The sequence below is a fragment of the Nocardioides sp. URHA0032 genome (assembly GCF_000620645.1).
Lineage (GTDB): Bacteria > Actinomycetota > Actinomycetes > Propionibacteriales > Nocardioidaceae > Nocardioides.
The window spans coordinates 40,628-64,598 of record NZ_JIAV01000021.1 but is presented as its reverse complement, the minus strand read 5'-3'; the positions used below and the strand labels follow the sequence as shown (position 1 = coordinate 64,598).

23 protein-coding genes are annotated in these 23,971 nt (G+C 72.3%); 9 read left to right on the top strand and 14 right to left on the bottom strand.

What is annotated here, in order from left to right; genetic code table 11:
• Window positions 1-8: 8 nt before the first annotated feature.
• On the bottom strand, window positions 9-1,808 hold the full coding sequence (locus tag N538_RS0112435) for a 3-hydroxyacyl-CoA dehydrogenase family protein (RefSeq protein WP_028637576.1): 1,800 nt from the start codon (window positions 1,806-1,808) through the stop codon (window positions 9-11).
• Window positions 1,809-1,878: 70 nt separating this feature from the next.
• The gene (locus tag N538_RS0112430) at window positions 1,879-2,370 is read right to left on the bottom strand and encodes a GNAT family N-acetyltransferase (protein ID WP_051549276.1); all 492 of its coding nucleotides are present in this window, start codon (window positions 2,368-2,370) and stop codon (window positions 1,879-1,881) included.
• On the opposite strand from N538_RS0112430, the gene nucS reads away from it, so the two are divergent.
• Window positions 2,360-3,073, top strand: coding sequence for an endonuclease NucS (gene nucS / locus N538_RS0112425; RefSeq protein WP_442937169.1), 714 nt, complete (start codon window positions 2,360-2,362; stop codon window positions 3,071-3,073). The genes N538_RS0112430 and nucS overlap by 11 nt on opposite strands.
• A gap of 96 nt (window positions 3,074-3,169) precedes the next feature.
• Window positions 3,170-3,901 carry a class I SAM-dependent DNA methyltransferase gene (locus N538_RS0112420; protein ID WP_028637573.1) on the top strand — a complete coding sequence of 244 codons (732 nt, stop codon included), beginning with the start codon at window positions 3,170-3,172 and terminating at the stop codon, window positions 3,899-3,901.
• On the opposite strand, the gene N538_RS0112415 is transcribed toward N538_RS0112420, so the two are convergent.
• Window positions 3,879-4,571: an ArsR/SmtB family transcription factor gene (locus tag N538_RS0112415; RefSeq protein ID WP_028637572.1), complete on the bottom strand. Its 693-nt coding sequence runs from the start codon at window positions 4,569-4,571 to the stop codon at window positions 3,879-3,881. The genes N538_RS0112420 and N538_RS0112415 overlap by 23 nt on opposite strands.
• Window positions 4,572-4,636: 65 nt before the next feature.
• On the opposite strand from N538_RS0112415, the gene N538_RS25165 reads away from it, so the two are divergent.
• Together N538_RS25165 and N538_RS0112405 are read left to right on the top strand one after the other, a co-directional pair.
• Complete coding sequence (locus N538_RS25165; protein WP_036570389.1) at window positions 4,637-5,089, top strand: hypothetical protein; 453 nt, start codon at window positions 4,637-4,639, stop codon at window positions 5,087-5,089.
• Between the two features lie 4 nt (window positions 5,090-5,093).
• Window positions 5,094-5,408, top strand: coding sequence for a DUF952 domain-containing protein (locus N538_RS0112405; protein WP_028637571.1), 315 nt, complete (start codon window positions 5,094-5,096; stop codon window positions 5,406-5,408).
• Window positions 5,409-5,427: 19 nt separating this feature from the next.
• On the opposite strand, the gene N538_RS0112400 is transcribed toward N538_RS0112405, so the two are convergent.
• Both N538_RS0112400 and N538_RS0112395 read right to left on the bottom strand, forming a co-directional pair.
• On the bottom strand, window positions 5,428-6,828 hold the full coding sequence (locus tag N538_RS0112400; protein ID WP_028637570.1) for a PAS domain S-box protein: 1,401 nt from the start codon (window positions 6,826-6,828) through the stop codon (window positions 5,428-5,430).
• 9 nt (window positions 6,829-6,837) lie between these two features.
• Window positions 6,838-7,773, bottom strand: coding sequence for an FAD-dependent oxidoreductase (locus N538_RS0112395; protein ID WP_028637569.1), 936 nt, complete (start codon window positions 7,771-7,773; stop codon window positions 6,838-6,840).
• Window positions 7,774-7,839: 66 nt separating this feature from the next.
• Here N538_RS0112395 and N538_RS0112390 point away from each other — a divergent pair, with 66 nt between their 5' ends.
• Genes N538_RS0112390 through N538_RS0112380 form a run of 3 tightly spaced genes read left to right on the top strand, consistent with a single transcriptional unit; the run spans window position 7,840 to window position 11,250 of the window.
• Window positions 7,840-8,871 carry an alpha/beta hydrolase gene (locus tag N538_RS0112390; RefSeq protein WP_028637568.1) on the top strand — a complete coding sequence of 344 codons (1,032 nt, stop codon included), beginning with the start codon at window positions 7,840-7,842 and terminating at the stop codon, window positions 8,869-8,871.
• A gap of 35 nt (window positions 8,872-8,906) precedes the next feature.
• Window positions 8,907-10,724, top strand: a complete 1,818-nt coding sequence (locus N538_RS25160; RefSeq protein ID WP_051549235.1) for a right-handed parallel beta-helix repeat-containing protein — start codon at window positions 8,907-8,909, stop codon at window positions 10,722-10,724.
• A complete protein-coding gene (locus N538_RS0112380) occupies window positions 10,714-11,250 on the top strand; it encodes a hypothetical protein (protein ID WP_028637567.1) in 537 nt (178 codons plus the stop codon). The genes N538_RS25160 and N538_RS0112380 overlap by 11 nt, the downstream gene beginning before the upstream one ends.
• Before the next feature lie 46 nt (window positions 11,251-11,296).
• On the opposite strand, the gene N538_RS0112375 is transcribed toward N538_RS0112380, so the two are convergent.
• The 4 genes from N538_RS0112375 to N538_RS0112360 all read right to left on the bottom strand — a co-directional run bounded on the left by N538_RS0112375 (window position 11,297) and on the right by N538_RS0112360 (window position 14,609).
• On the bottom strand, window positions 11,297-11,821 hold the full coding sequence (locus N538_RS0112375) for a ferritin (protein ID WP_028637566.1): 525 nt from the start codon (window positions 11,819-11,821) through the stop codon (window positions 11,297-11,299).
• A gap of 20 nt (window positions 11,822-11,841) precedes the next feature.
• Window positions 11,842-12,039, bottom strand: a complete 198-nt coding sequence (locus tag N538_RS0112370; RefSeq protein ID WP_028637565.1) for a hypothetical protein — start codon at window positions 12,037-12,039, stop codon at window positions 11,842-11,844.
• A gap of 161 nt (window positions 12,040-12,200) precedes the next feature.
• Window positions 12,201-14,219 (bottom strand): protein meaA, encoded by a 2,019-nt coding sequence (locus tag N538_RS0112365; RefSeq protein ID WP_028637564.1) that lies wholly within the window; start codon window positions 14,217-14,219, stop codon window positions 12,201-12,203.
• 81 nt (window positions 14,220-14,300) lie between these two features.
• Window positions 14,301-14,609, bottom strand: a complete 309-nt coding sequence (locus tag N538_RS0112360; RefSeq protein WP_028637563.1) for an STAS domain-containing protein — start codon at window positions 14,607-14,609, stop codon at window positions 14,301-14,303.
• 188 nt (window positions 14,610-14,797) lie between these two features.
• Between N538_RS0112360 and N538_RS0112355 the strand changes: the two genes are divergently transcribed.
• A complete protein-coding gene (locus N538_RS0112355; protein WP_028637562.1) occupies window positions 14,798-15,370 on the top strand; it encodes a cob(I)yrinic acid a,c-diamide adenosyltransferase in 573 nt (190 codons plus the stop codon).
• Window positions 15,371-15,386: 16 nt separating this feature from the next.
• Here N538_RS0112355 and N538_RS0112350 read toward each other — a convergent pair whose 3' ends face one another.
• On the bottom strand, window positions 15,387-16,547 hold the full coding sequence (locus tag N538_RS0112350) for an MFS transporter (RefSeq protein ID WP_028637561.1): 1,161 nt from the start codon (window positions 16,545-16,547) through the stop codon (window positions 15,387-15,389).
• A gap of 71 nt (window positions 16,548-16,618) precedes the next feature.
• Entirely contained in the window at window positions 16,619-19,942 is a 3,324-nt protein-coding gene (locus N538_RS0112345; protein ID WP_028637560.1) for a BTAD domain-containing putative transcriptional regulator, read from the bottom strand.
• Window positions 19,943-20,080: 138 nt separating this feature from the next.
• Between N538_RS0112345 and N538_RS0112340 the strand changes: the two genes are divergently transcribed.
• Entirely contained in the window at window positions 20,081-21,502 is a 1,422-nt protein-coding gene (locus tag N538_RS0112340; protein WP_028637559.1) for an FAD-binding oxidoreductase, read from the top strand.
• Between the two features lie 56 nt (window positions 21,503-21,558).
• Here the strand turns inward: N538_RS0112340 and N538_RS0112335 are convergent, their stop codons facing one another.
• The 3 genes from N538_RS0112335 to atpD form a co-directional block, all read right to left on the bottom strand.
• Window positions 21,559-22,008, bottom strand: a complete 450-nt coding sequence (locus tag N538_RS0112335) for a DUF2550 domain-containing protein (protein ID WP_028637558.1) — start codon at window positions 22,006-22,008, stop codon at window positions 21,559-21,561.
• Between the two features lie 108 nt (window positions 22,009-22,116).
• On the bottom strand, window positions 22,117-22,512 hold the full coding sequence (locus N538_RS0112330) for a F0F1 ATP synthase subunit epsilon (RefSeq protein ID WP_028637557.1): 396 nt from the start codon (window positions 22,510-22,512) through the stop codon (window positions 22,117-22,119).
• A complete protein-coding gene (atpD, locus tag N538_RS0112325) occupies window positions 22,512-23,966 on the bottom strand; it encodes a F0F1 ATP synthase subunit beta (RefSeq protein WP_028637556.1) in 1,455 nt (484 codons plus the stop codon). Before atpD ends, N538_RS0112330 begins: the two co-directional genes overlap by 1 nt.
• Between the last annotated feature and the right edge of the window lie 5 nt (window positions 23,967-23,971).

The following is a 23,971-nucleotide window of genomic DNA, read 5'->3' as shown; positions in this document are numbered from 1 at the left end:
GTACCCCATCAGCGCGAGCTGTAGTCCCGGAAGCCGCGCTTGGTCTTGCGGCCCAGGTAGCCGGCCGTCACCAGGTGCTCCAGCAGCGGTGCCGGGGCGAAGCCCGGCTCGCGGAACTCGAGGTAGAGCTCGCGCTGGATCGCCAGAGACACGTCGTTGCCGACCACGTCGAGGAGCTCGAAGGGCCCCATCGGCAGCGCACAGCCCTGCTTCATGGCCAGGTCGATGTCGTCGGCGGTCGCGTAGTGCGCCTCGAGCATCCGCACCGCGTCGTTCAGGTACGGGAACAGCAGCGCGTTGACGATGAAGCCCGCCCGGTCACCGCAGGACACCGCGACCTTGCCGATCCGGTCGCACAGCGCACGGGTGGTCTCGGTGACGTCCTCGGACGTGACGACCGTCGAGACGACCTCGACCAGCTTCATGACCGGCGCCGGGTTGAAGAAGTGCATCCCGATGACGTCCTGCGGCCGCGACGTCGCCTGGGCGCAGGCGATGATCGGCAGGCTCGAGGTGGTCGTCGCCAGGATCGCGCCGGGCTTGCAGATCTCGTCCAGGTTCTCGAACAGCGTGGTCTTGATCGCGAGGTCCTCGGCGATCGCCTCCACCACGATGTCCGCCGCTGCGAGGTCGTCGAGCGACGTGCTGCCCGTGATCCGGGCCAGCACCTCGGCCTTCGCCTCCTCGGTCGCACGGCCGCGCTGGATCTGCTTGTCGAAGTTGCGGGTGACGGTCGCGAGGACCCCGTCGACCTTGTCCTGTCCGCGGCCGACCACCAGCACGTCGTACCCGCTCCTCGCGAACACCTCGACGATGCCGCTCGCCATGGTGCCGGTGCCCACGACGCCGACCTGCTTGACGTCGTGCCGCAGCTCGGGCCTCGCGTCGACGGACGGCGTCCGGTCGTCCGCGACGACGACCGGGCTGTCCGGCGCCTCGTAGGTGTAGAAGCCGCGGCCGGTCTTCCGGCCGAGCCAGCCGGCGGTGACCATCTGCTTGAGGATCGGGGACGGCGCGTGCAGTCGGTCGCGGCCCTGGCGGTACATCGTCTCGAGGATCTCGTACGCCGTGTCGAGCCCGATCAGGTCGAGCAGCGCCAGCGGGCCCATCGGGTAGCCGCAGCCGAACCGCATCGCCGCGTCGATGTCCTCGCGGCTGGCGTAGCGGCCCTCGTACATCGACACCGCGTGGTTGAGGTAGCCGAACAGCAGCGTGTTCGCGATGAAGCCGGCCTTGTCGCCGCAGACGACCGGGTTCTTGCCGAGCGCCTCCACGAGCGCCTTGGTGTCGGCCAGCACCTGGTCCTCGGTGACGACCGTGCGCACGATCTCGACCAGGTCCTGCACCGGCGCCGGGTTGAAGAAGTGCACGCCGATGACCCGGCCCGGGCGCGAGTTGGCGGTCGAGATCTCGGTGACCGAGAGGCTCGAGGTGTTGGTGGCGAGGACGGCCTCCTGCGAGACGATCGCGTCGAGGTCGCGGAAGAGTGCCTTCTTGGTCTCCAGGGACTCCACGACCGCCTCGACCACCAGGTCGGCGTCGGTGAGGTCCTTGAGCGAGGTCGTGAACGTGATCCGCCCGAGCAGCTCGGCCTGCTCGGCCTCGGTCATCTTCTCCCGCTTCACGGCGCGGGCCGTGGAGTGCTCGAGGTACTGGCGACCGCGGGCGAGGCCCTCGTCGTCCTTCTCGACCCCGACGACGGCGTACCCGTTGCGGGCGAACACCTCGGCGATGCCGGCGCCCATGGTGCCGAGGCCGATGACGCCGATGGTCGAGAAGGAGCGCGCTTCCGGGGCCTGAGAGGTCATGCCGCGCATGGTTGCACGGGGCAACCCGCTGTGGCAGTGGCGTAGTTCACTCGCGAGTAACTTGGAACGTTCATGTTGCTGTGGGAGCGCTCATCACGAGGCGACGGCCGTACGCCGGGAGGCCGAGCAGCTCCTCCTTCTCCTGCATCGCCCGGTGCACCGGGGTCAGCACGGTGAGCTCCTCGAAGCCGAGGGACCGATAGAACGGCGCGTTCCACGGCACGTCGGCGAACGTGCAGAGCGAGAGGGCGTCGTACCCGCGCCGGCCGGCCTCGGCGAGCGAGGCGCGGACCAGGGCGCCGCCGGTGCCGTGCCGCTGGTGGCCCGGGCGTACGGCGAGCTGCTCGAGGTGGGCGATGCCCTCGAGCTCCAGGACGTGCGCGAACCCGACCGGCGGCTCGCCCGCGACCCGGAGGAAGCCGGCCACGCCGTACCGCCAGGTGCCGGGCGTCGGCCGCCACGGCAGGGGCCCGAGCAGCGGGACGAACAGCTGGTCCGCCTCGCACTCGATCTCGGTGAGCGCGTCGAGGTCCTCGCGCGTGGCGGGCCTGATCTCCAGCACGGATGCCACTGTAGATTCGTCGCCCGTGAGACTCGTCGTAGCCAGGTGCCAGGTCGACTACGCGGGGCGCCTGACCGCCCATCTCCCGATGGCGACCCGGGTGCTGATGATCAAGGCGGACGGATCCGTGCTCGTGCACGCCGACGGCGGCTCGTACAAGCCGCTGAACTGGATGTCGCCGCCGTGCTCGTTCCGGGAGGGCACCACCGAGGACGGCCAGGTCGAGTGGACCGTGACCAACCCCAAGAGCGACGACACCCTGCGGATCCTCATCGAGGAGGTCCTCCACGAGTCGACCCACGAGCTCGGGATCGACCCGGGCCTGCAGAAGGACGGGGTCGAGAAGCACCTCCAGGAGCTGCTGGCCGACCACCCCGCGACCCTCTCCCCCGGCCTCACGCTGGTCCGTCGGGAGTACCCCACCGCCATCGGCCCGGTCGACCTGATGTGCCGCGACTCCGACGGGCACTCCGTCGCGGTCGAGATCAAGCGCCGTGGCGAGATCGACGGCGTCGAGCAGCTCACGCGCTACCTCGAGCTCCTCAACCGCGACCCTCTCATCTCCCCCGTGCGGGGCATCTTCGCCGCGCAAGAGATCAAGCCGCAGGCGCGCGTCCTCGCATCGGACCGCGGCATCGCCTGCGCGGTCGTCGACTACGACGCCCTGCGCGGCCTGGACGACCCCTCCCACCGGCTGTTCTGACCGGGTCGTCCGCCTCTCGCGCGGTCATACGCCGCCCTCGGGCGGACGACCCGAAACTCGGTCGCGCCCCAGCGGTCACCCGACCACGATGGCCGGATGCGTGAGAACCACTTCGACACCGAGGTAGCCGAGCGGTACGACGAGGGCTCGGCCGAGATGTTCGCCCCCGAGGTGCTCGGGCCGACCGTCGACCTGCTGGCCGAGCTCGCCGGCGGCCGGCCGGCGCTGGAGCTGGCGGTCGGCACCGGCCGGGTCGCGATCCCGCTGGCCCAGCGCGGCGTCCACGTGCACGGCATCGAGCTGTCGGAGGCGATGGTCGCGCAGCTCCGGGCGAAGCCTGGCGGCGACCTGATCGACGTGACGATCGGTGACATGACCGAGGCGACCGCCGAGGGCCGCTTCCGGCTCGCGTACCTGGTCTTCAACACGATCGGGAACGTCACCACGCAGGACGACCAGGTCGCGGTGTTCGAGAACGCCGCGCGGCACCTCGAGCCCGGCGGCTTCTTCGTGGTCGAGAACGGCGTGCCGATCCTCCGGCGGCTGCCGGGCAGCGAGCGCTTCGCGGTCTTCGACCACACCGACGGCCACGTCGGGATCGACGAGTACGACACCGCCACCCAGCTGATGTGGTCGCACCACTACTCGTCCACGGACGGTACGACGTACCGCCGCAGCAGCGTGCCGTTCCGCTACGTCTGGCCCGCCGAGCTCGACCTGATGGCCCGGATCGCCGGGATGCGGCTCGCGCACCGCTGGGCCGACTGGGACCGCTCGGAGTTCACCGGAGCGTCGACCAGGCACGTCAGCGTGTGGCGGAAGGGCTGAGGTCGCAGCCCAGCGCCTGCATCCCGGCGCGGCCGGCGTCGGTGAGGCGGAGCGCGCGGGAGTCGGCGGAGCGGCGCACGAACCACCCGCGCTCCACCAGTCCGTCGGTGATCCCGGCGGCGAGCGACCCCGCCAGGTGCGGGCGGCGCTCGGTCCAGTCCAGGCACGGCCTCGCGAACGAACGGCGCCGAGCACGGGCCGCGCCGACGTCGACACCCCAGCCGGCCAGTCCGGCGTGGCCGGCCGGCGTGACGTCGTACGCGCGGGTCAGCCAGCCGCGGTCGATCATCGCGTCGTGCAGTGCCACGCCGCACGCTCCGGCGAGGTGGTCGTAGCAGGTGCGGGCGAACCCGAGCGCCTGGGCGTGGCCGGACTGGCGCAGCGACCGGACCGGCCGGGGCGGAGCCACCTGCGACAGCGCCTCGAGGGCCGCGCCGACGTCGGGCCCGGCGATCCGGTAGTACCGGTGCCGGCCGTGGGCCACGACCTCGACCAGGCCGCCGTCCCGGAGCCGGGCGAGGTGCTCGCTCGCGGTGGAGGCGCCGACACCGGCGATCCGCGCGAGCTCCCCGGCGGCGAGCGCGCGACCACCCATCAGCGCGTCGAGCATCCGGGCCCGGCTCGGGTCCCCGATCAGCGCGCCGGTCGCGGCGAGGTCGGTGTCGTGCACCCCGCGAGGCTACGCCGCGCACGCTTCGTCCCGGACCGAAGCGTCCGGGCCCTACGGTCGCCGGCATGGAGAACCCCGGGACGCAGGTCGAGGACGCCGTCGAGCACTGCCTGGAGGTGGCGGCGACCTGGCTCGCCTGGGACGGCCGGCCAGCGGTGAGCGAGGACGGCGACCGGGTCTACACGCCGCACAAGGCCGTCCGCCGGATCGCCGACCACCTGGTCGACCACCTCGCCGAGGTCGAGGCGCTGCTGACCGGCGTCCCGACCGAGCCGGATCGCTGGCACGCCAGCCTGGTGACCGTCGACGCGGACTGGGCGCGGTTCACCGAGATCGACCTCGACGAGGCGCACCAGCGGCTGCGGCGGCTCGGCCGCACCTTCGCGCTGCGCATCGCCGCCGCGGGCCCGGCCGAGTGGGACGTTCCCCGCGGCGACAGCTGGACGCTGCGCGAGATCGCCGTGCACCTCACCGGCATCCGCTGGTACGCCGACCAGGTCGGCGTACTGAGACGATGAGCGCATGCGGATCTTCCACATCGCGACGCGCGCCGACTGGGAGCGGGCGCAGCGCGAGGGCGCCTACACGACCTCGACCCGCGGCGTGACCCTCGCGGAGGAGGGCTACATCCACGCGAGCCACGCCGACCAGTGGGAGGGCGTGCGCGCGGCGTTCTACGCCGACGTCACCGAGCCGCTGGTGCTGCTCGAGATCGAGACCGACCGGCTCGGCGTACCCGTCGTGGAGGAGCCGCCGGCGCCCGGCGTGGACGAGACCTTCCCGCACGTGTACGGCGCCATCTCCCCCCGCGCGGTCGTCGGGGTCGCCGACATCTAGGACGTGGCGGCCCGGACGTTCAGCCGTCGGCGGGCCGCTCGCGGGGGATCGACACACGCACGACCGTGCCGACGCCGACCTCGCTCTCGACGTCGACGGTGCCGTCGTGCGCCTCGACGATCGCGCGCACGATCGGCAGGCCCAGGCCCGCACCCTGCACCTGCCCGCGGATCGCGGAGGGCGCCCGGTAGAGCCGGTCGAACACCTTCTCCTTCTCCTCCGCGCTGACGCCGACGCCGGTGTCCCGCACCTCGAGGACCCCCATCGGCCCGTCGTTCCGCACGGCCACGTCGATCCGGCCGCCGGGCGCGGTGAACTTCAGGGCGTTGGTGAGCAGGTTCTCCAGCACCTGCACGAGGCGGTAGAAGTCGCCGTAGGCCTGGACGGAGTCGGCCACGACCAGCGTGAGCTCGAGGCCGCGCTCGCGGGCGCGGAGGTTCGCGTCGCCGGCGACCTGGCGGGCGAGCGGGACCAGGTCGATGGCACGCCGGTCGATGCGGAGCCGGTTGTCGTCCAGGTAGGCCATCGTGAGCAGGTCGTCGACGAGCTGCAGCTCGCGCTCGGCGTTCCGCTCGATCACGCCCAGCAGCTTGCGGGCGCGGCGGCTGAGGTCGCCGTCGTCGAGGTCTCCCATCAGCTCGGAGTAGCCGATGATCGAGGTGAGCGGGGTGCGCAGCTCGTGCGACACGGTCGCGATCAGCTCGTCGCGCAGCTGCTGCGACTCGACCTCGAGCCGTCGGCGCTCGGACACGTCGCGCACCGCGATCGACACGAGGACGCCCTCGTCGGTGTGCAGCGGCGACAGGCCGATCTCCACCGGCACCTCGTGCCCGGCGTGGTGCAGGATCCGGAACTCCTGCGTGTACCCCATCGGCACCAGGTCGGGCTCGACGAGGTAGCGGCCGATGCGCTCGCGCACCTCGGCCGGCCCCGGTGTGGAGGCGAGGATGTCGACCGGCCGGCCGACCAGCTCGGCCCGCGGGTAGCCGAACACGTCCTGCATCTGGTTGTTGGCCAGCACGATCGTCGCGTCGCGGTCCACGATCACCGTCGGGTCGGGCGCCGCCTCGAGCAGGCTGCGGAACCGCTCCTCGTCCCGGACCCGGGCGGTGACGTCACGGACGATCGCCGAGACGTACGACGTGCCGTCGACCTGGATGGGCGCGAGCGAGATCTCGGCCGAGAACTCCGTCCCGTCCGCGCGGCGTGCCGGCAGGCGGACCAGCCCCGTGGAGCGCAACGGCTCCGGGACCAGCACCTCGATCGGCTCACCGATGAGCGCGGCGGCATCACGACCGAACACCGCACCGCACCGCGCGTTGGCGAGCACGATGGCGCCGTTCCCGTCGACGACGACGACGGCGTCCGGGACGGCATCGAACACCCCCCGGAGCAGTGCCTCCGGGTGCGGCTCCTCCACCCGCCGACCCTAGCCGCTGGGACGAGCACTCGCCGGGCGACGCTCCACGAGCGCGACCACCTCGTCCGCGACACCCCAGCTGAGGGTGACCCCCGCGCCACCGTGCCCGTAGCAGTGCACGACGTCCCCGGCCCGCTCCAGGCGCACCGCCGGCCGCACCGGTCGCAGCCCGACCTTGTGCCGCAGCACCCGGGCGCCGCGCACCGCCGGCACCAGGCGCGCCGCCCGCTCCAGGATGTCCTCGGTCGCCACCGGGTCCGGCGTCCGGCTCCACTCGCCCTCGACGTCGCTGCTGCCCACGACGACGTCGTGCGCGCGGGGGACGACGTACGTCGGGCCCGCCTCGTCGAGCCACCACCGGTCGAGGCCGAACTGCTCGACGTGCACGACCTGGCCGCGCACCGGAACGACCGTGCGGTCGGACCCGAGCAGCCGGGCGCCCAGGCCCGAGCAGTTCAGGACCAGTCCCTCCGTCGGCAGGCCGCCGAGGTTGAGCCGGGTGATCGTGCCTCCGGCCGCTTCCACCCGCCCCGCCAGCCAGTCGAGGTAGCGGCTGGTGTCGGCGACCGGCGTGGTGAACCGCAGCCCCTCGCCCCAACCCGCCGGCACGTCGCGGGTCCGCTCGAGCCGCGGCACCGCCCCCGCCCACCAGGGCTCGGGCGCGGCCCCCGCGAACACCTGGGTCCCCGGCACCATGCGCACGCCGGACTCCGGGTCCGTGTCGGCGATCGCGTCGAACACGGCGTACGACGTGGCGGCCCAGGCGGTGACCCGGTCCTGCGGGAGTGCGCGGTACGGGTACCAGAAGGCCGCTCCCACGGCGGAGGAAGTCTCCCGCGGCAGGTCCCGGGCCACGACGTCGACGCGGTGACCGGCCTCGAGCAGGCGCACCGCGCAGGTCAGCCCCACCACGCCCGCACCGACCACGAGGACTCGTCCCGCCATGGATGCAGTCTGGCGCGAACAACATCACATTTCGCCCCGGCCGCCTATTGACGTAGGTTCAACAGCGTGAGGCCGACCCTTCTCGGAGTCCTGACCGCCCTCGTCGCCACGCTGCTCGCGGCCCCGGCCGCGACCGCCGCCTCCCCGCGGGTGGAGTCGCGCGTGGGGTCGCGGGGAGTGGTCTTCGACGTCGAGAACACCAACGCCACCTCGGTCCTCTGTGCACCGGACAACCGGTCGTACCACCTGCGCGGCCGACTCGTCGGTCCCGCGCAGGACCTCGACGGCATCGGCGGTGCGCTGCGGGTCAACGTGCTGGTGCACGACTTCGGCACCGGCGGCTGGTTCTGGAACCTGGCCGGCCACCCGGCGTACGACTACGCGACCCGTCTCGCCGAGCACGGCGAGACGTCGCTGGTCCTCGACCGGCTCGGGTACGGCACCAGCCGGCTCCCCGATGGCGACGCGACCTGCCTCGGCGCCCAGGCCGACATGCTGCACCAGGTCGTCCAGCACCTGGCCTCCGGCCAGTACCGGTTCACCAACCCCGACCTCGGTACGACGCCCGCCGCCGCGCACGTCGTCACCCAGGGCCACGGCGTCGGCGCGGCGATCGCCCAGGTCGAGGCCGGGACGTTCGATGACGTGGACGGGCTGGTGCTGATGTCGTGGACCGACCGTGGTGCGACCGCGCTCGCCACCCGGACCGCGGCCCGGCAGAGCCGGGACTGCGCCGGCACCGACTACGCGCCGTTCGCGGCCACCAGGGCGGACTTCCGGAGCCTGATGTTCGCGACCGCCCCGGCCGCGGTGCAGCGTGCCGCCGCCAGTCGCCGGAGCGAGGACCCGTGCGGCGACGTCGGCAGCCTCAGCCCGTTCCTGCTCGCGTCGAACCTCGCGGCGGGCAAGGTCGACGCACCGGTCCTCCTGCTGTACGGCGGCCAGGACAAGCTCAACCGCGCGTCGGCACGCGACGCCCAGGCGTCGTCGTACCCGACGAAGGTGACGACGAAGATCTTCCGCGGCGCCGGCAGCGCGCTGCCGCTGGAGAGGTCCGCCGACCGGGTGCGGGCCGCCGTGCTGCGCTGGCTGGGTTGACGTAACCCGGGTCACACCGGCCTCGTTGGGGCGGCATGTCCCGACGCGCCCTCGCCCTCGTGGTCCTGATGCTCTCGGTGGCCTGGGCCGCTCCGGCCGCCGCCCACGAGGAGCGGCCCGCCCAGTTCCCCGACGGCACCGGGCACCGGCCCCACTTCCTCGGCTGGGACAACACCCGGCAGCGCGTGGTCTGCCACGGCGACAGCGCCGCTGCGGTCGCTGCGCTACCCGCAGGCGCCGCGAAGCAGCGCAGCGAGCGGCTGCTCCGGGCCTGCCGGTTCCACTCCATCCAGGACGCCGTGACCTCGATCAGGCACCGCAGGACGTCGATCTACGTGTTGCCGGGCGTCTACCACGAGTCGAAGTACGCCGACGCGAAGCGCAGCTACTACTGCTCGCACCTCAAGACGGAGTCCACCTCGCCGCTGCTGTCCTCGGAGTACATCGGCAGCATCTCCTCCCCCGACCCCGGCGCCGAGAAGGAGGCCGCGGCCTCCGGGGAGACCAACCCGATCGCCCTGTCGTACGCCGACCAGCGCACGTGCGCCCACAACCTCAACCTGATCGCCCTGTTCGGCGACCGGACGCCGAACGACGACAGCATCCGCTGCAACAGCAGGTTCTGCGGCACCCAGCTGATCGGCACCGGCGCGAAGCCGACCGACGTCATCGTCGACAACCGGTTCACGAAGCTGAACGCGATCCGCGCCGACCGGATGGGGGGCTTCTACCTGAGCAACATGACCTTCCAGCAGTCGGAGTTCAACTCGATCTACGTGATGGAGACCGACGGGTTCGTGCTCGACCGGGTCGTCGCGCGGGGCAACGACGAGTACGGCGTCCTCGCCTTCGCCAGCGACCATGGCCTGATCCAGGACTCGGAGGCCTACTACAACGGCGACTCCGGCTTCTACCCCGGCTCCGGCTCGGACCTCAACGCCGACAACCCCGACTTCAAGGCCACCCGCTACGCCATCGAGATCCGTGGCAACTCCAGCCACCACAACACGCTCGGCTACTCGGGGACGGCCGGCAACTCGATCTGGGCGCACGACAACCAGTTCTTCGACAACGCCACCGGCATCGCCACCGACTCGCTGTTCCCCGGCCACCCCGGCCTGCCGCAGGACCACGCCCGCTGGAGCCACAACGACATCCACTCCAACAACTCGAACTGGTACGCCAGGTTCGTCGACACCGGCGTCTGCGCGGAGCCGATGGAGGACCGCGACTACCTCCACGGCACGGTGTGCCCGGTCGTCCCGACCCCCGTCGGCACCGGTGTCCTGATCGCCGGCGGCAACTTCGACTCCACCGACCACAACTGGATCTACGACAACTGGCGGTACGGCACCATGCAGTTCTGGGTCCCTGCCGTGCTGCGGGACGACTACGACCCGTCACACCTCTACGACACCTCGAACGACAACCACACCTTCGAGAACCAGATGGGCATCGACCCCCACGGCGCGGAGCGGCCCAACGGCATGGACCACTGGTGGGACGACCAGGGCACCGGCAACTGCTGGGAGGACAACCACTACGGCTCGGCCGGCCAGACCGACAACTTCACCGTCGACCCGGCCTCGTGTGCCGACGGGGGCTCGGTGTTCCTGCCCGGTGCGGCGGTCAAGGACGCGGGGTTCCTCAGCTGCAGCCAGTACGACCGCAACGACCCCACCTGGAACCACCCCGCGGGCTGCACGTGGTTCGACGACCCGGCCAGGCCCGGCGCCCGCCCGGCCGACCGGCCCGACTCATCGGCGGTCCTGGTCGCACCTCTGGCGCTGACCGGCGCGGCGCTGGCGCTGGGGATCGGCGTCGTACGCCGGCGGTGGACCCGTGCTGCGTAGGTTCGCCCTGGTCGGCGTCCTGCTGCTGCTGGTGCTCGCCGGCGGCGGTGTCGCGCTGGCGCGCACGTCACCGTCGCTGACGGCGTCCGGGCCGACGTCGGTGTCCGGCACCGAGGCGTCCGCCGTGTTCACCATCGCCGACCGCACCGTCCGTCAGGTCCGGTACGCCGACGGCGGGACGCTTCGCTACACGTTCCGGCTCACGAACGACGAGCGGGTGCCGGTCGAGGTGCGCGGGCTGTCCGACCAGCAGCCGCCGTCCCGCCTGTTCCACCCGACCGGCCTCACGCCGGTCCAGCTCGGCCCGGGCGAGTCCGCGGACGTCACGCTCGCGCTGCACATGAGCGGCTGCGAGACGCTGTCCGCGCGGGCGGGCGCGTTCGTGACCGAGGTGGTGCTGCGCGTCGAGCGCGGCGGCGTGCTGACCGACGACGTGACGGTCTCGCTCCCCGAGGAGCTGCACACCGGCTCGCCGCGCGAGGCGTTCTGCCCGAACTCCACGGCGACCTCGCGGCCGCCGGGCTGAGCGGATCCGCTGGTGGTGGGCGGGCGAGCCGCGTGCCGACGTACGGTCAGGCGCCGGCCTGGCGCGGCGCGGTCGGGTCGGTGCCCTCCACGCCCTGCTCGCGCGCGACGTACTCCTCGATGTCCTCGATGTCGTCGCGGTTGCGGGTGGTGACCGCGAGCAGGTCGCTCATCGTCGCGACCTCCTCGACCTGCTCCTTGATGAACCACTGCATGAACTGCTCGGAGGCGAAGTCGCCCTCCTCGCGGGCGACCCGCAGCAGCCCGTTGACCTGCTCGGTGACCCGCTTCTCCTGGTCGAGCGCCAGGTTCACGGGTGCGACGACGTCGTCGAACGCGCTCACCGGCGCCGGGACGGCCGGGATCACGACCTCGCTGTCGGTGTCGAGGAGGTACTGGATCATCATCGCGGCGTGCGCCCGCTCCTCGAGAGCCTGGCCGTAGAAGAACGCCGCCATCCGCGGCATCGTCAGGGCGTCGAAGTAGACGGCGCAGGCGAGGTACTGGTTGTGCGCAGCCAGCTCGTTGCCGATCTGGACGTTCAGCTGGTCCGCGAAGCGGGCAGCGACCACGGGGGCTCCTCGGGTGGGGGTCAGGCGGCCTTGGCGAGCTTCTTCTTGGAGACCTTCTTGCCGTCCAGACGGACCAGCTCGCGCTTCCTGACCGTATACCCCTCGGGCAGCGTGCCGTTCTTGAGCATGCGCAGCGGGCAGCGTCCGCACTTCGACGCGGAGACGCAGCACTTCGTCTTGGGCAGCTTCGCCTTCTTCGCCCGGGACTTCTTCGCCACGGACGAGATCGTAACACGCGAACTTAGGCGAGGCTAACCTCGCACGGACGGCTGAAACCCGGGGGTTGTCGGGGGAAACCCGACGACACGCCGGGCCTGCGTCGGCGTGTCCGCGGGTTTCTCCGGTCAGCCGGAGAAACCCGGCCCCCGCCGCCGCACCCTCAGTCCAGCCCGTGCGCCCGGCGGATCACGTCGACGATGCCGTCCATGATCTCGGTCAGGCCGAAGTCCTTGGGGGTGTAGACGGCGGCGACGCCCAGCTCGAGCAGCCGGCGACCGTCGGAGTCGGGGATGATCCCGCCGACGATCACCGGCACGTCGCGGAGGCCGGCCGCCTCGAGGCCGTCGAGCACGGCGGGCACCAGCTCCATGTGCGAGCCCGAGAGGATCGACAGGCCGACGCAGTGCACGTCCTCGGCGACCGCGCCGGCGACGATCTGCTCGGGGGTGAGCCGGATGCCCTGGTAGACGACCTCGAAGCCCGCGTCGCGGGCGCGTACGGCGACCTGCTCGGCTCCGTTCGAGTGACCGTCGAGCCCGGGCTTGCCGACCAGCAGCCGGAGCCGGCCGCCCCTGCCGCCGCTCAGCTCGTCGCCGGTCTCCTTCACCCGGGCGCGTACGGCGGCGAGCTCGTCACCCCCGTCGGAGACGCCGATCGCGCCGCTGACGCCGGTCGGCCCGCGGTACTCGCCGAACACCTCGCGCAGCGTCCCGGCCCACTCCCCCGTGGTCGCGCCCGCGCGTGCCGCCACCAGGGTCGGCCCCATCAGGTTCGTCTCGGTCTTGGCGGCCCCGGCGAGCGCGGCGAGCGCGGCGGCGACCGCGGCCTCGTCGCGCTGCGCCTTCCACTCCTCGACACTGGCCAGCGCGGCCTTCTCGGCATCCGGGTCCGCGGCCATGATCGCGGCGTCGAGGTCGGCGGTCAGCGGCGAGGGCTCGGTCGTCTCGAACCTGTTGACGCCGACGATGACCTCCTCACCGGACTCGATCCGGGCTCGCCGGGCCGCGTGCGAGGAGACCAGCTCCTGCTTCATGTACTCGACCGCGGCGATCGCGCCGCCCATCGCCTGGACGCGGTCGATCTCGGCGCGCGCGCCCTCGACCAGCTCCGCGACCTTGGCCTCGATGACGTGCGAGCCCTCGAAGATGTCGTCGTACTCGAGCAGGTCGGACTCGAAGGCGAGCACCTGCTGCAACCGCAACGACCACTGCTGGTCCCAGGGTCGCGGCAGGCCGAGCGCCTCGTTCCACGCCGGCAGCTGGAGCGCCCGGGCGCGCGCGGCCTTGGAGAGCGTCACACCGAGCATCTCCAGCACGATCCGCTGGACGTTGTTCTCGGGCTGGGCCTCGGTGAGGCCGAGCGAGTTGACCTGCACGCCGTACCGGAACCGGCGCATCTTGGGGTCCTGCACGCCGTACCGCTCACGCGTGATGTCGTCCCAGAGCCGTCCGAAGGCCCGCATCTTGCAGGTCTCCTCGATGAACCGGACGCCGGCGTTGACGAAGAACGAGATCCGGCCGACGACCTTCTCGAAGTCGTCGGCGTCGACCTGGCCGGCGTCCTTCACCGTGTCGAGGACCGCGATCGCCGTGCACAGCGCGTACGCCAGCTCCTGCGTCGGCGTGGCCCCGGCCTCCTGCAGGTGGTAGCTGCAGATGTTGATCGGGTTCCACTTCGGGATCTGGTGGACGGTGTAAGCGATCATGTCGGCGATGAGCCGCATCGAGGCCTCGGGCGGGAACGCGTAGGTCCCGCGGGAGAGGTACTCCTTGATGATGTCGTTCTGCGTGGTGCCGGCCAGCTGGGCGGCGACGTCCTCGGGCGACAGCTCGGGGTTCTGCTCCTCGGCGACCACCTGGTACATCGCGAGCATCCACATCGCGACCGCGTTGATGGTCATCGACGTGTTCATCCCCGTGAGCGGGATGTCCGCGAACAGCCGGCGCATCTCACCGAGGTGCGGGACCGGTACGCCGACCTTGCCGACCTCGCCGCGCGCGAGCGGCGAGTCGGGGTCGTACCCGGTCTGGGTCGGGAGGTCGAAGGCGACCGACAGGCCGGTCTGGCCCTTGGCGAGGTTGGTCCGGTACAGCGCGTTGGACGCGGCGGCCGTCGAGTGCCCGGCGTAGGTCCGCATCACCCACGGCCGGTCCTTCTCGGGCCTGTCCTTCTCGGTCATGGCACCGAGGGTAGGACGGCGGCTACCGATTGGTAACCGCGTGTGGGGTATCCGACACGACGGTGGCGACCGTGGCGTGGCTCACGCGGTCGCGGCGGCCCGCTCCACTGCCACGAAGCGGCTGAGCCGGGACAGGTGCAGCATCCTGCGGACCGCGGAGTTGCAGCCTCTAAGCGTGAGGTGGTGGCCGCTGCGGGTGGCCTGGCGGGTGGCGACCGCGAGCACCTTGAGCGCGGTCATGTCGATGGTGGTCACGCCGGTGAGGTCGACGACGACGTCCTGGTCGTGGCCCTCGAGAAGGTCGTAGATCGCGGTGCGGACCTCCCACGTGCTGCGCACGTCGAAGTCGCCGTCGAGCAGGAGGATCGGTCCGTCGGTGATGATCTCCATGGCTGCTGCCCCCGTCCTCCGGGGCCATGAGACGCCCCGGTCGCTCCATCTGCCGATGGTTGCCTGTCAACCACTATGACGCCGTGGACCTCCGATCGGTTGCGTCGCCCGATCGGGAAATCCGCCGTGTCGCGTCCGGTGGCGCCGGCGTACCCGCCGGGCGGTCCGGTCCCGGCTACGCTCCCGTCATGGTCAACCTCACCCGGATCTACACGCGCACCGGCGACGGCGGGGAGACCCGGCTGGGCGACATGAGCGTGACCCGCAAGACCGACCTGCGGCTCGCGGCGTACGCCGACGTCGACGAGGCGAACGCGCAGATCGGGCTGGCGCTGGCGAGCGGCGGGCTGGCCGAGGACGTGGTGCGGGTGCTCACCACCGTGCAGAACGACCTGTTCGACGTCGGCGCCGACTTCTGCACCCCGGTCGTCCCCGACCCGGAGTACCCGCCCCTGCGGATCGAGCAGGCGTACGTCGACCGGCTCGAGGGCTGGTGCGACGAGTACAACGAGCACCTGCCGACGCTGCGCTCCTTCATCCTCAACGGGGGTACGCCGGGCGCCGCCCTGCTGCACGTCGCGCGCACGGTCGTCCGGCGGGCCGAGCGCTCGGCCTGGGCGGCCTTCGAGGTGCACGGGTCCTCGATGAACCCCCTGGCGATCACCTACCTGAACCGGCTCTCCGACCTGCTCTTCATCCTGGCCCGGCACGCGAATCGCGAGAACGGCGACGTGCTGTGGGTGCCGGGAGGCGAACGCTAGGAGCGGACCACGGCCCTCAGCGGGACACTCGCTGCCGCTCCCGCGCCGCGAAGACGGTGACCGCGGCGGGGACCATCAGGGCGGCGATGACCAGCAGGGTCCGCAGCGTCCCGACGTGGTCGGCGAGCAGGCCGAGGAAGGGCGGGCCGGCGAGGAACGCCGAGTAGCCGATCGTCGACACCACGCTGACCCGTCGGGCCGCGCGGAGCGGGTCGTCGGCGGCGGCGCTCATGCCGACCGGGAAGCCCAGGGACGCCCCCAGGCCCCACACGACGATGCCGATCGCGACCGGGACCACGGCGCCGCCGAAGACGACGAGCAGGATGCCCGCGAAGGCCGCGGCCGAGCAGCCCCACAGCACCGGTGCCCGGCCGAACCGGTCGAGCACGACCGGCCCGTAGAGCCGGCCGGCCATCATCGAGCTGACGAACAGCGCGAAGCCGGCGACGCCGACCCAGTGGCGTACGTCGTAGCCGTCGATGAGCGCGAGCGAGAGCCAGTCGTTGGCGGCTCCCTCCGAGAGCGCGAACGCAAGCACCATGACGCCGATGGCCAGCGTGCGGGGCTCCCGCCACGGGGAGCACGCGACGGCCTGCCGCTCCTCGTGGGTGGCGACCGGCGGGAGGTAGGTGCCGGCAGCCCGCCAGGTCGCGGCCGCGGCGAGCACCGCGAACGCCGGGATGTGGAGGAGCAGCGGGGCGTGCACGGCAGCCATCGGCACGCCGATCGCCGCGCCGGTGAACGTGCCGAGGCTCCAGCCCGCGTGGAACCGCGGCATGATCGTGCGCCCCAGCTGCCGCTCGACCTCCGCGGCCTCGACGTTCATCGACACATCCCAGACGGCCGTGCCCACACCGTCGACGAGCAGGCCGAGCGCGGTGAGCAGCACGAGGTCGCTGACGACGCCGACGGCCGCGACCGTCAGCCCGCCCGCGACCAGGATCGCGCCGAGGCGGGTCACCGCGGTCGCACCGAGCCGGTCGATGAGCCGCCCGCTCAGGGGCAGCGCGACGACGGAGCCGAGGGAGATCGAGAGCAGCAGCAGGCCGAGGGCGCCGTTGTCGAGGTCCAGGCCGCTGCGAATGTCGGGCAGCCGGGAGACCAGGGTGGCGAAGCAGAACCCGTTCAGCGCGAAGCTCGCGGCAACGGCGTTGCGGGTGTGGAGCAGGGACGGCACCGCCCCAGCCTCGCCGATCACGGGCCTCCCTCCAAACCCGCTCTTGACCGGTCCAGATGGTGGGCCCGGACCTAGAAGCCGTGCTCCTCGCGCAGGCCCCGGAGCCACGCCGCCACGAGCGGGACGTCCCAGGCGTCGGCAAGCGCGAGCGCGTCCTCGGCGTGCTTCGCCGCGAGCTCGCGCTCCCCCGTCGCGGCCGCGGCCAGGGCCAGGTAGGAGTCCACCGGACCGAGGGCGAGCGAGGAGCCGGCGCAGGTGTTGAGTCCCGCGAGGGGCGCGAGCTTCGCGTACGCCCCCGCGGCGAGGGCGGGCTCGCCGAGGTAGAGCGACAGCTCCGCCGCGTGCGCCCACGCGAGCAGCGAGATGTCGTTGTCGTGGTCGAGGGGCGCACCGCGCTCGGCATACACCTGGCGTGCGTTGTCGTGCTCACCGGCCCGCCACAGGTACACCGCGACGCTCGCGCCGAAGGGGTACGGCGTGGCGTCGAACCCGTCCAGCACCGGCACCATCTCGCTGGGTCGGCCCTGCCACAGCCGGATCGCGAGCAGGGCGGCGGCCATGCTCTCGTCGACGTTGTGGTGCGAGAGCCGGCTGCCCAGCTCCTGCAGCTCACCGAGCAACCGCTCGCACTCCTCGAACCGGCCGGCCATCGCGTGCCACGGGATCTCCAGCCCACCGAGGACCAGCTCGCCGAACGCGATCCGCTGCTGCTGCGCCGCCGACCGGGCCTCCTCGATCGCCCGCCACATCTCCTCGGTCCGCCCGACCTCGCTGAGCACGGCGGCGTGCAGGGTCGCACAGACGACGTACGCGCGCTCGTTCCGCGTCGACCGGGCCAGGTCCCGGGCCTCCCGGACCAGCGCGACGCGCTCGACCGCGGTGTCGGCCGTCCACAGCGCGACGAACACGACCTGGCAGGCGAACATCAGGAGCAGCGGGTCGTCGAGGCGCCGGGCCATCGCCAGGCCCTCGTCGCAGAGCGCGCGGCGCTCCTCCCAGGAGACCGTGTCGTAGAGCTCGTTGGCCAGCGCCAGCATGGTGCGACAGCGCAGGTCGCTGTCGTCCGCGGGCAGCCGGTCCAGGCTGCCGCGCAGGGCGCCGACGACCTCCTCGTTGACGTCGCCCGGCGGACCGGAGCGCCACAGCACGCCCTCGGTCGTCGCGATCGCGGCGCGGGCGACGGCCTCGGGGTCGCGCAGCTGCTTGCCGACCTCGATCGCCTGCTCCACCGTCGCGACCAGGTCGGGCAGCTGTGCCGCCCAGCGGTACGCCTCGATCAGCGCCATCAGCACGTCGTACCGGTCGCGCAGGGTCGCCTGCCCGTCGGTGTCCAGCGACACGAGCGCGCCCTCCAGCAGCTCGGCCGCCTGGTCGTAGGCGTAGAACCGGCGCGCCACCGCTGCGGCCTCCACGGCGGAGCGCCAGGCCCGGTCGCCGTACGACGGGCCGGCCTCGTGCCAGTGCCGCGCCACCTCGGTCTCGCGACCCGGCACGCCGGTGAGCGCGTCGGCGACCCGGGCGTGCGCCCGGGCGCGACGACTCGCGCTCATCCCGGAGCGGAGGGTGTCGCGGACCAGGGCGTGCGCGAACAGGTACCGGTCGATGCCGTCCTCCCGCACCAGCCCCGCGGCCTGGGCGGGCTCGACCACGTCGAGCAGGTCGTCCTCGTCGATGCCGGTGACGGTCGCCAGGGTCGGGGTGTCGAACTGCCGGCCGATGACCGCCGCAGCCCGGAGCGCGGCCACGGTCTGCTCCGGCAGCCGGAGCAACCGGCGGTTGATCACGTCGGCGACCGCGGTCGGCAGCTCGTCGCCCGGTGCTCCCCGCTCCCCCGCCAGCCGGGCCAGCTCGACCAGGAAGAACGGGTTGCCGTCGGTGCGGTCGCGCAGCGCGGCAGCCTCGGCGGCGTCGAGCCCACGGCTCGTGACACTCTCGAAGACCGACGCCGCGTCGGTCGGCGGCAGGCCCGAGAGCTGGAGCCGGAGCGCGTGCATCCGGGCCAGCGTCTCGGCCACGTCCGCGAGCGCGCCCGACGGCTCGGGGTGCGCGCGCCACGTGGTCACCAGCATCAGGCGGGCCTGGTCGGTGGTCTCCACGAGCAGCCGGAGGACGCGCAGCGACGAGGTGTCGGCCCAGTGCAGGTCGTCGAGGACGACCACCGTGGGCTGCTCCTGCGCGGCGGCACGGATCGTGTCCGCGATCCGCTCCCAGGCGCGGAACTGGCCACCCTCGCCCTCGTCGGCCGGCGCCTCGTCGAGCAGGCTCGCGCCGAGCCCGTCGAGCACCGTCTTCCAGGGCCACAGCGGCGGGGCGCCGTCGTCCTGGGAGCAGCGTCCGACCAGCACGCGGAGTCCCCGGTGCCGGGCGCGGACCACCAGCTCGGCCGCCAGCCGTGACTTGCCGATGCCCGGGTCGCCGGTGATGACGGCGTACGCCGGCGCGCCCCGCTCGGCCGCCCCGACCAGCTCGAGGAGGGACGCCAGCTCGGCGTCCCGGCCGACCATCGGCCACGGCGCGACCTGCTCGGCCGCGGGGTGGACGGCCGGGGCGGGCGCCGGGGGAACGGCCACCGCCGGCGTGCTGCCGGCGTCGGGCGCCACCCAGTCGAGACCGGGGTCCTGGCGCAGCACCGCTGTCTGGAGATCGCGCAGCTCGGCCGACAGCTCCAGGCCGAGCTCCTCGTCGAGCACCTCGCGCACCCGGCGCAGCACGTCCAGCGCGTCGGCCTGCCTGCCCGAGCGGGTCAGGGCGAGGGCCCGGAGCGCCCACATCCGCTCCCGCAGCGGATGCGCGGCGGTCAGCGCCTCGAGCTCCGCGGCGACGGTGGCGTGGCGGCCGAGGGCAAGCCCGCCCACGGCCCGGTCCTCCAGGCCGATCAGCCGCAGCTCCTCGAGCCGCGCCCGCTCGGCCACCGCGCTGTCGGCGTCCCCGAGCTCGCCGTACGGCGTGCCCCGCCAGCTCGCCAGCGCCTCGTCGAGGGCAGCGACCACCGCGGTCAGCCGTCCCTCGTCGAGCGGCGAGCGGCCCCACCCGAGCGGCTGGAGGGTGCGGTGCGCGGTGGTCACGGCCTGCTCGAAGCGGTGGGCGTCGACGCTCTCGTCGGGCACCCGCAGCGCATACCCGGGAGCGACGGTGACCAGCACGGTCGCGGGCGCCCGCCGCTGCCGGTCCGGCTCGAGCACGCGGCGCAGCTGGGACACGTAGGCCTGCAGCGTCGCCGTCACCCCCGGTGGCGGCGAGTCGTCCCACAGCAGGTCCACGATCGCGTCGACCGACACCGGCCACCCCCGCGACAGCGCGAGCGCGGCGACCAGCGCCCGCTGCTTCGGCGTACCGAGATCGACGGGCGCTCCCGCCAGGCTGACCTCGATCGGACCGAGGACGGACACCTCCACGGGCACAGCGTAGGGAGCCGCGGCCGCCTCCGCTCCCGAACCGGCTCCAAGTCGGCTCGAAGCCGACTCCAAGTCGTGACCTGCATGGTCATCCCACCGACCAGACCCAACGAGTCACACCGAACCAGGAGTCACCACATGACCATCGACCTCGACACCCAGAGGACCGCCACCGCCGCCGACACCTTCCGCGGCCTCCTCGACGGCCGCGTGCACGTCCCCGGCGACCCCGGCTACGACGCCGCTCGCGTCGCGTGGAACTTCGCGGTCGACCAGCGCCCGGCCGCCGTCGCGGTTCCGCGCACCGCCGCGGAGGTCGCCACCGTCGTCCGCCTCGCCGCCGAGTGCGGCCTCCGGGTCGCCCCGCAGAGCACCGGCCACAACGCCGGCCCGCTGGCCGCCCAGGGCCTCGCCGACGTGGTCATCGTGCGCACGAGCGAGATGTCCTCCGCCATCGCCGACCCGGTCCGCGGCATCGTGCGGGTCGAGGGCGGCACCATCTGGGAGCCCGCAGTCGACGCGGCCGCCGCCCACGGACGCGCCGTCCTGCACGGCTCCTCCCCCGACGTCGGCATCGCCGGCTACTCGCTCGGCGGCGGCATCGGCTGGTACGCCCGCCGGCTCGGCCTGGCCACCAACAGCCTGACCGCGGTCGAGATCGTGATCGCCGACGGCACCCTGGTCCGCGCGGACGCCGAGAACAACCGCGAGCTGTTCTGGGCGGTCCGTGGCGGCGGCGGCAACTTCGGGGTCGTCACGGCTCTCGAGTTCAAGATGTTCGACATCCAGACGGCGTACGCCGGCATGCTGATGTGGAACCTGAAGGACATCGAGCCGGTGCTGCGCGACTGGGCCGCCTGGGCGCCAGGCGCGCCGGACGAGGTCACCACCTCCTTCCGCGCGATGCGGCTCCCGGAGATGCCGGACCTGCCGGAGTTCCTGCGCGGCCAGGAGCTGGTCGTCATCGACGGCGCGGTGCTCGGCTCGGACGAGCGCGGCGAGGAGCTGCTCGCCGGCCTGCGTGCACTGCACCCGTTCATGGACACCTTCGCCCGGGTGCCCGCCAAGTCGCTGGTCCGGCTGCACATGGACCCGGAGGGCGGGGCGCCGTTCGCCTCGGACTCGGTCATGCTCGGGTCCTTCCCGGACGCCGCCGTGGACGCGTTCATCGGCGCCGTCGGCCCGGACGCGACCACCTCGCTGCTGATGGCCGAGCTGCGGCAGCTCGGTGGGGCGCTCGGCCGTCCCCACGAGGGTGGCGGCGTGCTGAACCGGCTCGACGCGCAGTTCCTCAGCTTCGGCGGCGGCATTGCGGCCACCCCGGAGATGGGCGCCCAGGCGCACGCCGACGCGGTGCGGCTGAGCGAGGCGCTCGCGCCGTTCGACAACGGCCGCCAGTACGCCAACTTCGCCGAGAACCCGGTCGACGCCCGGTCGATCTACGGCGCGGACGTGTGGACCCAGCTGACCGGGATCCGCAGCGCCGTCGACCCGCACGGCCTCTTCGCGGCGAACCACCGGGTCCCCCGGCTCCACGAGGACGGCGCGACCACTGCCTGACGCGTGCCCCGACGCCGAGTCGGCGCAGTCTCAGCTGAGACTGCGCCGACTCGGCGTCAGCGGGGGCCGCGGGTCCAATCGGTCCCGGGCGGCCCGGCCTCGAGCCACGACTGGAAGCCCATCAGCGACCCCTCGGACATGGCCAGCTCCACGGGACCGGCTGGCGTCGTGCACGAGATGACGACGTGGTCGGGGTAGAGCGACATCTGCTCGGGCCCCTCGGGGTCCCGGCGTCCGGCGAACGTCAGCCGCGAGCGCTGGAGCACCCGCTTCGGCCGCGGCCAGAGCGAGAAGTAGCGGAACCACTCCAGGGACTCCCCGGAGTAGCGGCCGAGGCCGAGAAGCCAACCGCGCCCGGTCTTGACAGACCGGACGCGGTAGCTGAGCTCGAAGGTGCCGCCGTGGCGGGACAGCAGGCGGCGGCGGACGATCAGGCCCAGGCCGAAGAGCAGGACGACACCGAGCAGCACGCCGGCCGCGTCGAGCAGCCACTGCCACACCGGCATCCATGCCTCCATCCAGCCCGGGGTGCACACCTTAGCGGCACCCCGGCGCCGGACGGACGACGGGTCAGCGGTGGATCAGCGGTGGATCAGCGGCGGATCAGCGGTGGATCAGGACGCGCGCTCGACCGCCCGGATCCGGGCGTCGGCGCGCCGGGCGCGGACCGCGGCGTCCTCGTCGTCGGAGTCGGACCCGGCCGACTCCAGCTCCGAGCGCGCTGCGTCGACGTCGATCTCCGCGGAGAGGACCGCGTGCTGCGACAGCACCGAGACGCGGTTGTGCGCGACCGACAGGAAGCCGCCGTCGACGGCGGCGAACAGCTTGTCGCCGTCGACCGGCGTGATCTCGACGACCCCGTCGACGAGCAGGGAGAGCACCGGCATGTGGTTGCGCAGTACGCCGATGTCACCGTCCGCCGTCTTGGCGACGACCATCGTGGCCTGACCGGACCACACGGTCCGGTCGGCCGCGACGAGCTCGACCTGCAGCTGGTCGTTGTCAGCCATCAGAGGGTCTTCTGGATCTCGGCCCACTTCTTCTCGACGTCGTCCAGACCGCCGCACATGAAGAAGGCCTGCTCGGCCACGTGGTCGTAGTCGCCGTCCGCGATCTTGTTGAACGCCTCGATCGTGTCGCCGACGGGGACCGTCGAGCCCTCGATGCCGGTGAACTGCTTGGCGACGTAGGTGTTCTGCGACAGGAACCGCTGGATGCGACGAGCGCGGGACACGATGATCTTGTCCTCTTCGGAGAGCTCGTCGACACCGAGGATCGCGATGATGTCCTGGAGCTCCTTGTTGCGCTGCAGGATCTGCTTGATCCGGATCGCGCAGTCGTAGTGCGCTTGGCCGATGTACTCGGCCGACAGGATCCGCGACGTCGAGGTCAGCGGGTCCACGGCCGGGTAGATGCCGAGCGACGCGATCTCGCGCGAGAGCTCGGTGGTCGCGTCCAGGTGCGCGAACGTGGTCGCCGGCGCCGGGTCGGTGTAGTCGTCGGCGGGCACGTAGATCGCCTGCATCGAGGTGATCGAGTGGCCGCGCGTCGACGTGATCCGCTCCTGGAGCGTGCCCATCTCGTCGGCGAGGTTGGGCTGGTAGCCCACCGCGGACGGCATCCGGCCGAGCAGCGTGGAGACCTCGGAGCCGGCCTGGGTGAACCGGAAGATGTTGTCGATGAACAGCAGCACGTCCTGGCTCTGCACGTCACGGAAGTACTCCGCCATCGTCAGGGCGGACAGCGCGACCCGCAGGCGGGTGCCCGGCGGCTCGTCCATCTGGCCGAAGACGAGGGCGGTCTGGCCGATGACGCCGGCCTCCTCCATCTCGACGATCAGGTCGTTGCCCTCACGGGTGCGCTCGCCGACACCGGCGAACACCGACACACCACCGTGGTCCTTCGCGACGCGCGCGATCATCTCCTGGATGAGCACGGTCTTGCCGACGCCGGCACCACCGAAGAGGCCGATCTTGCCGCCCTGCACGTACGGCGTCAGCAGGTCGATGACCTTGATGCCGGTCTCGAACATCTGCGTCTTGGACTCGAGCTGGTCGAACGCCGGCGCCTTGCGGTGGATGCCCCACCGCTCCTTGACGTCGAGCGTCTCGCCCTCCTCGAGGTTGAGGCAGTCGCCGAGGGTGTTGAACACGTGGCCGAGCGTCGCGTCGCCGACCGGCACGGTGATCGGGCCACCGGTGTCGGTCACCTGCGCGCCGCGGACCAGGCCGTCGGTCGGGCGCAGCGAGATGGCGCGGACCATGCCGTCGCCGATGTGCTGCGCGACCTCGAGGGCCAGGACGGACTTCTCGCCGCCCAGCTCCAGCTCGGTCTCGAGCTTGTTGTACATCTCCGGCATCGAGTCCAGGGGGAACTCGATGTCGACGACCGGGCCGATGACCCGGGCGATCCGGCCGACTCCAGCCGCGCCGGTCTCCGTGGTCTCTTCAACAGTGGCAGTCATGTCTC